General features: G+C 66.8%; 16 protein-coding genes. 10 read left to right on the forward strand and 6 right to left on the reverse strand.

Going from position 1 to position 13,785, the window contains the following annotated elements; all coding sequences use genetic code 11:
- Nucleotides 1-80 precede the first annotated feature (80 nt).
- Nucleotides 81-530, reverse strand: a complete 450-nt coding sequence (locus AAG816_RS01415; protein WP_341987565.1) for an invasion associated locus B family protein — start codon at nucleotides 528-530, stop codon at nucleotides 81-83.
- Nucleotides 531-876: 346 nt separating this feature from the next.
- Entirely contained in the window at nucleotides 877-1,083 is a 207-nt protein-coding gene (locus tag AAG816_RS01420) for a hypothetical protein (RefSeq protein ID WP_341987525.1), read from the reverse strand.
- Here AAG816_RS01420 and coxB point away from each other — a divergent pair.
- The 9 genes from coxB to AAG816_RS01465 all read left to right on the forward strand — a co-directional run bounded on the left by coxB (nucleotide 1,082) and on the right by AAG816_RS01465 (nucleotide 9,695).
- Nucleotides 1,082-1,930, forward strand: coding sequence for a cytochrome c oxidase subunit II (gene coxB, locus AAG816_RS01425; protein WP_341987528.1), 849 nt, complete (start codon nucleotides 1,082-1,084; stop codon nucleotides 1,928-1,930). The genes AAG816_RS01420 and coxB overlap by 2 nt on opposite strands.
- Before the next feature lie 148 nt (nucleotides 1,931-2,078).
- Nucleotides 2,079-3,686, forward strand: coding sequence for a cytochrome c oxidase subunit I (gene ctaD, locus AAG816_RS01430; protein ID WP_341987531.1), 1,608 nt, complete (start codon nucleotides 2,079-2,081; stop codon nucleotides 3,684-3,686).
- A 485-nt stretch (nucleotides 3,687-4,171) separates the two neighbouring features.
- Nucleotides 4,172-5,092, forward strand: coding sequence for a heme o synthase (gene cyoE / locus AAG816_RS01435; protein WP_341987566.1), 921 nt, complete (start codon nucleotides 4,172-4,174; stop codon nucleotides 5,090-5,092).
- A 4-nt stretch (nucleotides 5,093-5,096) separates the two neighbouring features.
- Entirely contained in the window at nucleotides 5,097-5,390 is a 294-nt protein-coding gene (locus tag AAG816_RS01440) for a hypothetical protein (protein ID WP_341987567.1), read from the forward strand.
- 8 nt (nucleotides 5,391-5,398) lie between these two features.
- The gene (locus tag AAG816_RS01445; protein ID WP_341987533.1) at nucleotides 5,399-6,067 is read left to right on the forward strand and encodes a cytochrome c oxidase assembly protein; all 669 of its coding nucleotides are present in this window, start codon (nucleotides 5,399-5,401) and stop codon (nucleotides 6,065-6,067) included.
- A 131-nt stretch (nucleotides 6,068-6,198) separates the two neighbouring features.
- Complete coding sequence (locus AAG816_RS01450; RefSeq protein WP_341987534.1) at nucleotides 6,199-7,035, forward strand: cytochrome c oxidase subunit 3; 837 nt, start codon at nucleotides 6,199-6,201, stop codon at nucleotides 7,033-7,035.
- 90 nt (nucleotides 7,036-7,125) lie between these two features.
- Nucleotides 7,126-7,515 carry a DUF983 domain-containing protein gene (locus AAG816_RS01455; protein ID WP_341987535.1) on the forward strand — a complete coding sequence of 130 codons (390 nt, stop codon included), beginning with the start codon at nucleotides 7,126-7,128 and terminating at the stop codon, nucleotides 7,513-7,515.
- Entirely contained in the window at nucleotides 7,512-8,324 is an 813-nt protein-coding gene (locus AAG816_RS01460) for an SURF1 family protein (protein WP_341987536.1), read from the forward strand. Before AAG816_RS01455 ends, AAG816_RS01460 begins: the two co-directional genes overlap by 4 nt.
- A 114-nt stretch (nucleotides 8,325-8,438) precedes the next feature.
- Complete coding sequence (locus AAG816_RS01465; RefSeq protein ID WP_341987538.1) at nucleotides 8,439-9,695, forward strand: FAD-binding oxidoreductase; 1,257 nt, start codon at nucleotides 8,439-8,441, stop codon at nucleotides 9,693-9,695.
- A gap of 12 nt (nucleotides 9,696-9,707) precedes the next feature.
- Here AAG816_RS01465 and AAG816_RS01470 read toward each other — a convergent pair whose 3' ends face one another.
- Together AAG816_RS01470 and AAG816_RS01475 are read right to left on the reverse strand one after the other, a co-directional pair.
- Complete coding sequence (locus AAG816_RS01470) at nucleotides 9,708-10,217, reverse strand: hypothetical protein (RefSeq protein WP_341987539.1); 510 nt, start codon at nucleotides 10,215-10,217, stop codon at nucleotides 9,708-9,710.
- Between the two features lie 46 nt (nucleotides 10,218-10,263).
- Nucleotides 10,264-11,259 (reverse strand): P1 family peptidase, encoded by a 996-nt coding sequence (locus AAG816_RS01475; RefSeq protein ID WP_341987541.1) that lies wholly within the window; start codon nucleotides 11,257-11,259, stop codon nucleotides 10,264-10,266.
- Nucleotides 11,260-11,553: 294 nt separating this feature from the next.
- Between AAG816_RS01475 and AAG816_RS01480 the strand changes: the two genes are divergently transcribed.
- Nucleotides 11,554-12,285 (forward strand): cytochrome c biogenesis protein CcdA, encoded by a 732-nt coding sequence (locus AAG816_RS01480; RefSeq protein ID WP_341987542.1) that lies wholly within the window; start codon nucleotides 11,554-11,556, stop codon nucleotides 12,283-12,285.
- Nucleotides 12,286-12,342: 57 nt separating this feature from the next.
- On the opposite strand, the gene AAG816_RS01485 is transcribed toward AAG816_RS01480, so the two are convergent.
- On the reverse strand, nucleotides 12,343-13,359 hold the full coding sequence (locus AAG816_RS01485; protein WP_341987543.1) for a glycosyl transferase family 90: 1,017 nt from the start codon (nucleotides 13,357-13,359) through the stop codon (nucleotides 12,343-12,345).
- 126 nt (nucleotides 13,360-13,485) lie between these two features.
- Nucleotides 13,486-13,785, reverse strand: a 300-nt coding sequence (locus AAG816_RS01490; protein ID WP_341987544.1) for an ABC transporter substrate-binding protein, incomplete at its 5' end; no start/stop codon positions are given.

The following is a 13,785-nucleotide window of genomic DNA, read 5'->3' on the forward strand; positions in this document are numbered from 1 at the left end:
CGCCTTGTGGCGATGAAGCGTGGCCAAACCAAGCCTCGACTTCACATTGAGTCCGCAGGAGCCGATACCGACCGGTGCGATTATTTCAGCGTATCGAACCCAGGTCCAAACCCATTGAGGCCAAGCGGTATTCCAATCCCTTCCTCCGGGGTTTGGAAGATAATGAAGGTGGCTTGCTTGCCGGTCCGCAGCTTGCTGACCAGGGCATCGTCCATCACCACTTCCGCAACGCAGCCATTGGGCAGGCAGCGGACGAAACCGGCGCGGCCCACATCCACATCGTCGATCTTCAGGCCGAGGCCTGACGGCAGCAGCACGCCGAGCGGCGCCAGCACCCGCAGCAGGCGGCTTTTCTGGTCCGCAGTCCGCAGGATGATCACCGTGAGCCCGACGTTGGGCCGGTCGTCCGCCTGCACGCTCTGCAGCAGCACGCACTGCTCACTCTGTGCGCCGGGGGGGGTGTCACAGCGAATCTGCCAGTCCCCGAAGGTCTGCTTCACCACGCCCTGGGCTGCGGCCGGGGACGCCATGCCGAGGCCGAGGACGATTCCGAGCAGGCTCGCCAATGGCAGCGCGGCGCGCACCCGCAGCCGGGTCAGGGTCGCGAAGCGGCAGAAGGACAGCATGGGCATCATCGAACAGGCTCCAGCCGTGCGCGCAGGACCGGGAGCCTGCGGGCGCGGGAATGTCAGGTCTTTGCTTAAGGGGCGCGCCGTGCATGTCAAGAATGCGGACGCCATATCGTTCCCCCGCGCACGCGGCTGCAGGCCCCAGGCGACGCTGGGGAACTATGGAATGATTCGAAATGAGGCCGCGATGTGAGTGTCGGCGCGCGCTGGCGATCCGACTTTGTGTCGCATCGGAGGCGGCCCCGAGCTAATTGCGGGGCAGATGGAATTGTGTTTGATGTAAATCAAGAATGCAGCCGAAGCGTCTTTTGTGAGCAGCAGTCGTTGCAGATGCCGGGATTTTGACCGGCATGTGGCCGCGATACTGCAGCAGCAATATGGAGGCGGTCTTGGCCGGAAGGGCTGAAACACAACGTCCGGCGGCGGCGCCGCCCCGGGGAGAGATGATTAACATGATGTCCTTCACTCGCACTGCAGCTCTCGCCGTGGTCGCGTTGGCGGCCGTGAGCCTGTCGGGCGCCGCGGCCTATGCCGGCATGGGGCAGCCCTCCGACTGGCAGATCGGCCTCCAGCAGGCCGCGACCCCGGTGATGGAAGGGATTCACTCCTTCAACACCTTCGTTCTGGTCATCATCTCCGCGATCGTGCTGTTCGTGACGGTGCTTCTGGCCATCGTCATGGTGCGCTTCAACGAGAAGGCCAACCCGGTTCCCTCCACCACCACCCACAACACGCTGATCGAGGTGCTGTGGACCGTGGTGCCGGTGATGATCCTGGTGGCCATCGCCATCCCCTCGTTCCGCCTGCTGCATCTGGAACTGAACATTCCCGAGCCCGAGCTCACCGTGAAGGTGACCGGCCACCAGTGGTACTGGTCCTATGAATATCCCGACAACGGCGGCTTCAGCTTTGATTCGCTGATGGTCGGCGAGAAGGATCTGAAGCCCGGCCAGCCGCGCCTGCTGGCGGTGGACAACGAGATGGTCGTTCCTGTGGGCAAGATCGTCCGGATTCATGTGACCGGCGCCGACGTGATCCACTCCTTCGCCGTGCCGTCGTTCGGCGTGAAGATCGACGCCATTCCCGGCCGCCTGAACGAGTCCTGGTTCAAGGCCACCAAGGAGGGGGTCTATTACGGCCAGTGCTCCGAGCTTTGCGGCCGTGACCACGCTTTCATGCCGCTGGCGGTTCGTGTGGTGAGCCAGGAGCAGTTCGATGCCTGGATTGCCCAGGCCAAGCAGAAATTCGCCGACGCTCCCGCGGTGCCGGCCAAGCTTGCGGATGCCTCGGGCGTTCGCTGAGCGCGCGCAGACCATTCGACGGGACGCGCCGGGCGCGCGTCCGCATTGAACCTGCAGCTTCGCCGAACGCGGGCCGCACCGAAACGACAGCTAAGAGCAGGCGACGTTGCTCCCCGAGCCGGCGCCCAAGAGATTGAGGATCGTACCCATGGCCACTGAGGGATCGTTCTACGGGGCCCACGAAGAGGGCGTGCCGACCGGCTGGCGCCGCTGGGTCTTCTCGACCAACAACAAGGACATCGGCGTGATGTACCTGATCTTCGCCATCGTGGCGGGGATCGTGGGCGGCGCGCTCTCCATCGGCATCCGCATGGAGCTGATGGAACCCGGCCTGCAGTATTTCAAGAATCCGCAGACCTTCAACGTGTTCACCACCGGCCACGGCCTGATCATGATCTTCTTCATGGTGATGCCGGCGCTGATCGGCGGCTTCGGCAATTACTTCATCCCGCTGATGATTGGCGCGCCGGACACGGCGTTCCCGCGCATCAACAACATCGCCTTCTGGCTGCTGATCCCGGCCTTCGCCCTGGCGATCATGTCGCTGTTCGTGGAAGGCGCAGCGGGCTCGAACGGCTTCGGCGGCGGCTGGACCATCTATCCGCCGCTCTCGTCCAAGCTGGGTCATCCCGGTCCGGCCATGGACCTCTTGATCTTCGCGCTGCATCTGGCCGGCGCGTCCTCGGTCCTTGGCGCCATCAACCTCATCACCACCATTTTCAACATGCGCGCCCCGGGTATGACGCTGCACAAGATGCCGCTGTTTGCCTGGTCGCAGCTGATCACCGCCTTCCTGCTGCTGCTGTCGCTGCCCGTCCTGGCTGGCGCCATCACCATGCTGCTGACGGACCGCAATTTCGGCACCACCTTCTTCGACCCCGCCGGCGGCGGCGATCCGATCCTGTTCCAGCACCTGTTCTGGTTCTTCGGTCACCCCGAGGTGTACATCCTGATCCTGCCGGGCTTCGGCATCATCTCGCACATCATCTCCACCTTCTCCCGCAAGCCCGTCTTCGGTTATCTCGGCATGGCCTATGCCATGATCGCCATCGGCGTGCTGGGCTTCGTGGTGTGGGCGCATCACATGTACACGGTGGGTCTGTCGGCCTCGACGCAGTCCTATTTCGTGGCCGCCACCATGATCATCGCCATTCCCACGGGCGTGAAGGTGTTCTCCTGGATCGCGACCATGTGGGGCGGTTCGCTGCAGTTCAAGGTGCCCATGCTGTGGGCCATCGCCTTCATCTTCCTGTTCACCGTCGGCGGCGTGACCGGCGTGGTGCTGTCGAACGCGGGCATCGATCGCTCGCTGCAGGACACCTATTACGTGGTGGCCCATTTCCACTACGTGCTGTCCCTGGGCGCCGTGTTCGCCATCTTCGCCGGCTGGTACTACTGGTTCCCGAAGATGTTCGGCTACATGATCCCGGAATTCTGGGGCAAGCTGCACTTCTGGCTGACCTTCATCGGGGTGAACATGGTGTTCTTCCCGCAGCACTTCCTGGGCCTTGCCGGCATGCCGCGCCGCTATGCGGACTATCCGGATGCGTTCGCCCACTGGAACTACGTCTCGTCCATCGGCTCCTACATCTCCGGCTTCGCGGTGCTGATCTTTCTCACCGGCGTGACGCTCGCCTTCATCCGCAAGGAAAAGGCCGGCGACAATCCGTGGGGCGTCGGCGCCACCACCCTGGAATGGACTTTGCCTTCGCCGCCGCCGTACCACCACTTCGAGGTGCTGCCGCGCATCAAGTGATCGGCCGGCGTCGGACGGTCTAAAGGCCGGCGCGGGCCTCCGCGCCGGCCCTCTTTTCACCGGCTCAGGTTGCGCCGGAGCTGGTTTCGGTCCTGCTGGAGTTCGTGCCGTGTGGGTGCGCTCCGGTCCAGGGCCGGGATCAGGGTGAGACTAATGCGACGCCGACGGCGCCGCGGAGGATAAAGCGACACAGGGGCCTTGGGGGGCTCAGGCGGCGCGGAGATCGGGTTCTGTAGGGCCAGCCCGCAAGGGCACCTCGCGGACCGGCCTCGCGCCGGTGACGGCAGCACACAGACCGGGCCGGCGACACCCGCCGCTTCGGCGCCATTTCGAGCGGTGCGACTGCCGCCAGAACGACCTCCGCGAGATCGGCCCATGCAGGCGCCGGACCCGACGGTGGGTCAGAGGCCCCAAAACGGGCAGGACAAGAGCCCAAAGGTGCAACAGTGAGCGATGTGAGCGTTGGATTGAACGAGCCTCAGGCCCTGGGCCTGACGTCGGAAGCCCCCGGAGGGCTGGCATCCCCGCGCGACTATCTTGCCCTGCTGAAGCCGCGGGTGATGTCGCTGGTCATCTTCACCGCGCTGGTGGGCTTGGTCCGTGCGCCGGATCATGTGCATCCGGTGATCGCCTTCACCGCCTTGCTGTGCATCGCGGTCGGCGCCGGTGCGGCGGGCGCGCTGAACATGTGGTGGGATGCGGACATCGACGCGGTGATGACCCGCACCCGAAACCGGCCCGTTCCCGCCGGCCGGGTCTCGGCGCAGGAGGCCTTCGCCTTCGGCATGACGCTGGCGGCGTTCTCGGTGGTGGTGCTGGGCCTGCTGGTGAATGTGCTGGCCGGCGCCCTTCTGGCCTTCACCATCTTCTTCTACGTGGTTGTCTACACCATGTGGCTGAAGCGCTCGACGGCGCAGAACATCGTGATCGGCGGGCTGTCCGGCGCTTTGCCGCCCATGGTCGCCTGGGCCGCAGCCTCCGGCACCGTGAGCCTGGAGAGCGTGCTCCTGGTGGCGATCATCTTCTTCTGGACCCCGCCGCATTTCTGGGCGCTCGCCCTCTACCGGGCCGATGACTATGCCCGCGCCGGCGTGCCCATGTTGCCGGTGACCGCCGGTCAGGATGAAACCCGCCGCCAGATCCTGCTCTACACGCTTGTGCTCGTCCCCCTCGCCATGTCGCCGGTGTTCCTCGGCTTCGCGGGCATCGCCTACGGCGTCATTTCCGCGGTGACGGGTCTCGGGATGCTGGCCCTGGCCATCAATGTCTACCGTCGCCGCACCGGCGATGAGGCGGTGCGGGCGGCCAAGAAGCTGTTCGCCTTCTCTATTTTGTATCTGTTCGTGCTGTTTGCGACCTTGCTGGCGGAAGCCGTGCTGGCGCAGGCCGGCATCGCGGGGTTCTGATCTCATGGCCCGCAAGTCGCAAGGTTCCAGCCGTGCCAAGGCGCGCCAGGCAACTCCCGCCGCCCCCCGTGTCAACGGCTCGGCGAAGCCTGCGGCGACCGCCCGCACCGGCACGCCGACCACCCCACCGGGCAAGCCTGCCCCTCTCCAGGGCGTGGTTCTGTCGCCGGAGCAACTGCGCCGCCGCCGGGCGCGCTCCATCGCCATTGCCTCGGTGCTTGGTTTCCTGGTGATCCTGTTTTACGTGGTCACCATCGTGAAGCTCGGCCCCGGCGTCGTTCTCAACCGGCCGCTGTGAGGATGCCCATGGACGAGCGCGCGCAGACTGAGCCGCCGGCCGGCGAAAAGGGCGACGGGCTGAGCGGGCGGGCGCGCCCGCGTCCGCGCCGGTCGCGCCGGTCCGAAGGGCTGATCGTTCTGGGCTGCGTGGCCTTTGTCGGCGCCATGGTCGGGGTCACTTATGCGGCGGTGCCGCTCTATGCGGCCTTCTGCAGCCTGACCGGTTTCGGCGGTGCCACCCGGGTTGGGGAAGCGGCGCCCGCCAAGGTGCTGGATCGAACCGTCACCGTTCGGTTTGACGCCAATGTGGCGCCGGGCTTGCCGTGGGACTTCCGGCCGGAGCAATCCAAGGTGGACGTGAAGGTCGGCGAGACCAAGATGGTCTATTACTTTGCCGGAAACCGCAGCGGCTCCGACACCTTTGCCAACGCCACCTACAATGTCATGCCGTCCACCGCAGGGGCCTATTTCGTCAAGCTTCAGTGTTTCTGTTTCAGCGAGCAGACCCTGAAGGGCGGCGAGAAAGTGGACATGCCGGTGGTGTTCTACATTGATCCCGCCATTGCCGATGACCCGGAGATGGCCGGCGTGAAGACCATTACGCTGTCCTACACGTTCTTTCCGGCCAAGGCGCCGGCTGCGCCGCAGGCGCGCGCCGCCGAACCGGCGGGAACGGTGGAACGCAAACAGTTATAGGCGACGCGTCCGCGCCGGAAGATCCGGATCGGACGCGGGCCGAAGGCATTCGTGCCGGGACATTTGGCGCCATTGCGGCGGCGGCATGGCCCGGTTAGGACTTTGTGAGCTGGAAGGGGAGGCCGCGAGCGATGGCCGAGGGACACGCGAAGCACCACGACTACCATATGGTCGATCCGAGCCCGTGGCCGATCATCGGCTCCATCGCGGCCTTCATCGCGGCGGCCGGCGCGGTGCTGTGGATGCATGGCGGCTCTGCCCTGCCCATGTCCGCCGGCCTGCTGGGCATCCTCTACACCATGTTCGGCTGGTGGCGGGACATCGTGCGCGAGAGCCGCACCGGCTTTCACACCAAGGTGGTGCAGATCGCATTCCGCTACGGGACGATCCTGTTCATCGCCTCGGAAGTGATGTTCTTCGTTGCCTGGTTCTGGGCGTTCTTCGACGCGGCCCTGTTCGCCAACGAAGTGATCAACTACTCGCGATTCGAGTTCACCGGGGGAACCTGGCCGCCGCGCGGCATCGAATCGCTGTCGCCGTGGCACCTGCCTCTGCTCAACACCCTGATTCTGTTGACCTCGGCCACCACCCTGACCTGGGCGCACCATGCGATGCTGGAGGGCGATCGCCAGGGCCTGAAGTGGGGTTTGTGGTCCACCATCGCGCTCGGCGTGCTGTTCAGCGCCTGCCAAGCCTACGAATACATGCACGTGCATTTTGCCTTCTCGGGCAACATCTACGGGGCTACCTTCTTTATGGCGACGGGCTTCCATGGCTTCCATGTGATCGTCGGCACCATCTTCCTCGCCATCTGCCTGATCCGAGCCTATGTGGGCGACTTCACGGTGGAAAAGCACTTCGGCTTCGAGGCTGCCGCCTGGTACTGGCACTTCGTGGACGTGGTGTGGCTGTTCCTGTTCGCCTTCATCTATGTCTGGGCCTCCGCCGGCGCCGCCGCGGCGCATTGAGGGCTGGGTCTCAACCCGAGGGGCGGCGTGAGCCGCCCCTTTTTCGTTTCCATCTGCGCTTCGTCGCAGCCAGTTGCCCAGGAGGGCGCCATGAGCCTTGATCCCTATATGGCGCCGGTCTCGCCGTTTGCCGCCGGATTGGCGTGCCGCTGTCCGCGCTGCGGCAAGGGCAAGCTGTTCAAGGGCTTCCTCGGCATGCCGCCCAAATGCGAGGTCTGCGGGCTCGACTATGGCTTTATTGATGCCGGTGACGGGCCCGCGGTGTTCGTCATTCTCATCGGCGGGGCGTTGATCGTCGGCTTGGCGCTGTGGGTGGAGGTGAAGTTCGAACCGCCGCTCTGGCTGCACGCCCTGCTCTGGATTCCCGGCATCCTGATCGTCACGCTGGGCCTGCTGCGACCGTTCAAGGGCATCCTGGTGGCGCTGCAATATCGCAACAAGGCTGCTGAAGGCCGGCTTGAGCACCCCGACAGGCCATGAGTCGACGCCAGGATAAAGTGCCGCCTCCGGGCCCCTCGGCGCCGCCTGCGGCAGGCGAGCGAGGGCTGGGTGCGGGCCGGGTTCTGTCGATCGCCGTATTGCTGCTGGCCTTTGCCGCCCTGGTCGGGCTCGGGTCCTGGCAGATGGAACGCCGTGCCTGGAAGCTGGACCTGATCCAGCAGGTGGAGGCGCGGGCCGATGCGCCCGCGCGCGCCTTGCCGCCGTCGGGGCAATGGCCCGCGCTGACCCGCGCCAGTGACGAATATGCCCATGTGCGCGTCACCGGCACCTTCGACCACAGCAAGGAAGCGCTGGTCTATACGGTACTGTCCGAGCCCAATGGCCCTCTGCGAGGCCCGGGCTTTACGGTGATCACCCCGCTGATGCTGCCCGACGGGGCGTCGGTGCTGATCAATCGCGGCTTCGTGCCCACCGACAAGCGCGATCCCGCAGCCCGCCAGGAAGGACAGGTGGCGGGAGAGGTCACCGTTACCGGGCTGCTGCGGTTCGCCGAGGAAGCCAGCAGCTTCGTGCCGGACAATGACGCCGCGCGCAACGCTTGGTATCGCCGCGATCCCGCCGCGATCGCCGCCGCGCGTGGCCTGTCGCGCGCAGCGCCGTTCATGATCGATGCCGACGCCACCCCCAATCCCGGCGGCCTTCCCCAGGGGGGCGAGACCCGCCTGCTCTTTCCCAATCGCCATCTGGAATATGCGCTGACTTGGTATGGCCTCGCAGTGACCATGCTGGCGGTGGTGGTGGCGGTACTGATCTCTCGTCGGCGCCGCGGCGGTGCGGGCGCATCGTGACGGGTTGCCGCCCTGAGCGTTGCTGCGGCGGCATCGATATTGCTTTGAAATCGAGGCCAATGCCCCTTGGTGTCCGGGACCAAGGGGCAGGCTGACGCCTTCGGGGAGAACATCATGGCGCGCACCGATGCGATCGTGCTCGGGGCTGGGATCGTCGGAACGTCCGCCGCCCTGCATCTCCGGGCCCGCGGGCTCTCCGTTGCCTTGATCGACCGCCAAGCTCCGGGCGAGGGGACCTCGTTCGGCAACGCGGGGGTCATCGAGGGCTCGGCTCTGTTGCCGGTGTCGTTTCCCCGCAACCTGGGAACGCTCGTCGCCCACGCGCTCAAGCTTTCCGCCCAGAGCAATTACAACCTCGCCGCACTGCCGGCGCTCGCCCCCTGGCTGCTCGCTTATTTCCGCGCCTCCGCGCCGGCCATGCAGGCGTCCATCGGCCGCGACCTGCGCCCGCTGATGGCGCTGTCCCGCGCCGAGCACCACGCGCTGGCCGGGCCGGCGGGTGCCATGGGGCTGCTTACACCCACGGGATGGGTGAAGGTCTATGACCGTCAGGCGGATCTCGACGCGACGGCGCTGGAACGCAGGTTGGCGGACGAATTGGGCGTGGCCTACACGGTGCTCGATCCCGCCGGAGTCAAGGCGCTGGAGCCGGCGCTCAATCCCGGCCTCGCGGGCGGCGTTCACTGGCACGACTGCGACAATGTCAGCGATCCCGGTGGCCTGGTGAAAGCCTATGCGGCGCTGTTCGAGAGCCGTGGGGGCCTGCTGCTTACCGGTGATGCCCGCAGCCTGCGTCGCTCAGGGGAGGCGTGGCGCGTGGAGACCGCCGAAGGGCCGGTGGACGCCAAGGTGGTGGTGGTTGCGCTTGGGCCGTGGAGCCTGGATGTGCTGAAGCCGCTGCGCCTGCCGGCGCCCGTGCCGCTGGCGGTGAAACGTGGCTATCACGTGCATTTTGCGCCTCTGCCCGGCAAAGGCCTGTCCCGCGCCGTGGTGGATCGGGCGGGGGGCTTTTCGCTGCAATGGACCAAGGGGGGCATCCGTGCCACCACCGGCATCGAGTTCGCCCGGCGCGAGGATCCGCCGACCGATATCCAGGTCCGGCGCGTCATCGCCCATGTGCGCAAGCGCCTGCCGGTGGGAGATGTGGTGGCGACCGCTCCGTGGCTCGGCTGTCGGCCCGCATTCCCGGACTCCAAGCCCATGATCGGCGCGGCGCCCGGCCTGCCGGGGGTGTTCCTGGATTTCGGCCACAGCCATTGGGGCCTGACGCTGGGGCCGGTCTCGGGCCGGCTGCTGGCCGATCTGGTGACCGGCGCAACCCCGTTCACTGATCCGGCCCCGTTTGCGCCGACCCGCTTTTCCCGCGCCTGAGCGCGATCCCCTTCAGCGCACGAAATAGAAGCGCGGCCGGTGCCCCTGACGCATGTAAGCCGTGAAGGCCGCTGCGCCGACCACTTGCGCCAGGATGCCCGGCAGCAGCGCGGTGAAATCCATCAAGGTGGCCCCGTCGGGGGTGATCATCGAGCGAATGGAGAACTGGCAGAAGGCCGTCACCGCCACCCAGGCCATGAACAGGCCCGGTGCCACTTGAAGGGCATGGCGGGACTTCAGGATGGTGAAGACCACGAAGCTCGCCGCCCACAGGAACAGCATCGCCTGCGGCAACAGGCCGAGGCGCAGCACCTGGGTGGAGAGCGCGGAGCCGGACACGGAATCGGCGATGGCCGAGAAGGCACCCTGTGTCCCCATGGCGGAGATCAAGGTGAACATGCCCGCCAGTGGCACCGCGGTGATTCCGCAGGCTGCCCAGAAGATGACCGCCAGCAAGCCTCCCAGCGCGCCTTCCTCTGCGGTGCGGCGGCGCGGTTTCTGAACGGGGGGCAGGGCGGTCATGGGTGGGCTCCAGTCAAGCGGAAGGGCAGGCGCCGGCACGTTGGTCTCAGCGCGGCGCGAAAACGTCGCGCCAGGCCGGCTGCGCCCCGGCATAGGGAAGGGTGGTCGCTTCATAGATGGCGCGGGCAACGGCCCGCGCCAGAACCAGTGCGGCCGTCGCGCCGATGCCCAGCAGGTCCGGCAACGGGTGAGCCAAGGGCACCCGTTCGGTCGCGAGGGCGAAGACGCAATCACCGTCCAGCGGCGTGTGAACGGGAAACAGGGACATGGCAAGCCCGTCCTGCGCCATCACCGCGAAATGCCGGGCTTGGCCGCCGGTGAGCATCGCATCGGTGGCGACGACGGCGAGCGTGGTGGCCATGCGCGGCTCGCTGCCCTTGACGTGGATGGCGCCGGCGTCCGCCGCCAGCGGCACCGGCAGCCCGAGGCCGCCGAACTCTGCGTGGCGCTCAAACGGCGCGGCCCGAAAATGTGGTCCCCGCCCGAGCAGCGGGCATCCCACCGCATTCACCGCTACCAGCGCCCCCACCATATGCCCGGAGGGCGATCGGGCCGATGCGGACCCCAGCCCGCCTTTGACCCGCGCGGTGGTGGCCCCGGTGCCAGCGCCGACGCTCCCCAGCGCGAAATCCCGGCTGGCGGCGTGTGCGGCCGCGAGGCCGAGCGCGCGATAGGGCGGCTCGGTGCCCCAGTCCTTCTGGCCGCCGTTCAGCAGGTCGAACAGGATGGCGGATGGGACGATGGGCACCCGCACGGAGCGTACCTTGTAGCCGCGGCCTTGGGCGGCCAGCCACGCCATGGCCCCCGATGCGGCGTCGAGGCCGAAGGCCGAACCGCCGGACAGGACGATGCCGTCCACATGGGCGACGGACGCGGATGGATCCAGCAGATCGGTCTCCCGCGTGCCGGGGCTGCCGCCGCGTACATCCACCGCTGCCACGGCGGGGGGATCGCACAGCACCACGGTGGCGCCGGAGCCCAGGACCAGGTCGGTGGCATGGCCGACGGTGAGGCCGGGAACATCGGTGAGAAGATTGCGCATCCCAGTCTCTCCCGGCCGATGGCGACCGCCCGTTGAACCGACGCGCCCCGGCCAGAAGGACGTCATGAGCGGTCCAGGGAGCGCCATAGTGGCGCGCGTCCCGATCATTCTCATCCGGCTCTAGCCCGGAAATGCCATGGAGGGAATGGGATGCCGAGCAGGAGGCGGGAGGGGATCGGCTTCACAACGCAGGGAGCCATGATGGCCAGGGCTTGCCGGCTTGGCCGTCTGGGGTCATGAAGCGGGCACCGTTCGCCCGGCCACCCGGCCCCGCCGCTCGCCTGCAAGGACAAGATGGCCGACGTTTCCCTTCCCGCCGCCTTCCTCGCCGGCCTCGCCAGCTTCCTGTCGCCATGCGTGTTGCCGCTGGTCCCGCCCTATCTGTGCTTCATCGGCGGCACCACGCTGGAGGATCTGGCCAATGCGCAGCCGCTGCGCAAGGTGGCGCGGCGGGCGTTTCTCGGCGCGCTGCTGTTCGTGGCCGGCTTCACGGTGGTGTTCGTGGCGCTGGGGGCGGGGGCGTCGGCCATCGGCAACGTGCTGCGCGCCCATCTTGATGCGTTGTCTGTGATTGCCGGCATCGCCATCATCCTGATGGGGCTGAACTTCCTCGGCGTGTTCAAGATTTCGCTGTTGTCGCGCACGGCGCGGCCACACGTGAGCGAACCCACGGGGCTGTGGGGAGCCTTTCTGATGGGTCTGGCGTTCGCCTTTGGCTGGACGCCGTGCCTGGGGCCGGTGCTGGGCGCGATCCTGGCGGTCGCCGGCTCGGAGGCCACGGTGGCACGGGGCGCGGGCCTGCTGGCCGTCTATTCCGCCGGCCTTGGGGTGCCCTTTCTCCTGGCGGCCCTGGCGGTGCGACCGTTCCTCAACAGTCTGGCCCATATGCGCCGCCTGCTGCCGCTGATGGAGAAGATCCTCGGTGCCCTGCTGGTGCTGACCGGCATCGGCTTCCTGTCGGGTGGCATCGCCAGCATGAGCTATTGGCTGCTGGAGACCTTTCCCGGCCTTGGCAGCTTCGGCTGACGCGTCTCCCCCCGACCGCTCCCGGTCTTCGGCTGGCGCCGCGCGGCCGGCGTCAGATCAGGATTGCTGCTCGCGCAGGTCCGCGCCCGTCGCGCCGACTACCGAGCGGGCGCCCAGGGCCGCGTCGATGCGGGCGAGCGTGAGGGGCGTTTCCGTTTCGGGCGTGCGGGCCAGGGCAAAGCGCTGACCCTCTTCGGCGATCTGGCGGCAGGCATCGGGATTGGCCCGGCACCAGGCGATCTTGTCCGCGAGGTCGGAGAGATCGGCCTTCACCGGTACATAATGGATCCACGGCACCAAGGCATCATAGAACCACTGCCGGAAGCCATAGGGCGACGTCACCTTGATGACGCAGCAGCCCAGCAGCAGGCGGGAAAAGAAGTTCATCCAGGCGGCTGAGAAGCCATCGATATCGATGGCATAGCGCACCTTGGCCCAGGCCAGCGGCGGAATGCGGACGCCGGAAATGCCGTAGGGCGCCAGGTCCGCGCGCTCGGCGAAGGCCACATCCACCCCCGGCATGTTGCGTAGAGCCAGGCACATGCGCACCCGCTGGCGCAGCATGGGGTTGCTGGCTTCCATCCAGGTGTTGATCATCTCCCCCTGACCGGAGGGCGAGCCGCGCCACTGCACCACATCCTCGCGGTCCAGCCAGGGCACCTGTGTGCCGGCGAGGCGATAAGGCTCGTAGACCCGCGGCGTCATGAAGGCCCGGTCCGGCACCAGCACCGCATCGGGATGGTTGGAGCAGAAGGTGAGCACGCCCGGCTGCGAGGAGTAGTCCGCAATGCTCGCCTCGACCGCGTCGGCGGCGGAGCGGGCGGCGAAATAGGCCATGATCGAGCCCCGCTTCCACAGGCTGTTGATGCCCGCGCGGGTCAGTAATTCGCCGCCCACTGTGGCCGTAAACAGGCGCCCATCATTCTCGAAGGAGAGGCGGGCATCAGAGGGATCGCCGGCCAGAACCCGGACGCTGCGGCCGCTGGGCATGGAGGCGCTGAAGCGCATCCCCACCGCGAGACGAACCACCGGTTGGGGAACGGTGCCATAGAGAAGGGAGGAGAGCGCAGCCATGGTGTGCGGCTTATAGAGCGATCATGGCTGATTTCGGTAGGGGCAAGCCGGCATTTTTAAAAAGCGCGCGGCGTCAAAAAAAACGTGCGCCACGGGGCCGCGGCGCACGGTCGGATCAGAACAGGCTCACAGCTCGGAGTAGCCGCCGTCCTTCCAGACGTAGACCACATAGTCGAGCTTGGTCAGGTCGCCCTTCTTGTCGAAGGCCAGCGGACCGAGAACGGTCTGGAAGGTGGCGCCGGAGTGCATGTAGTCGGCGACCTTCTTGGGGTCGAGGGACTTGGCCGCTTCCGCCGCCTGCTTGATGATCTGAACGGCGGCGTAGGAATAGAGCACGTAGCCTTCCGGATCGATGCCCTTGGCCTTGAACCGGTCCACCACTTCCTTGGCGGCCGGGCTCTTGCGCGGATCCGGGCCGAAGGTCAT

Origin of the sequence: Azorhizobium sp. AG788, assembly GCF_943371865.1 — a bacterium.
Taxonomy (GTDB): domain Bacteria; phylum Pseudomonadota; class Alphaproteobacteria; order Rhizobiales; family Xanthobacteraceae; genus Azorhizobium.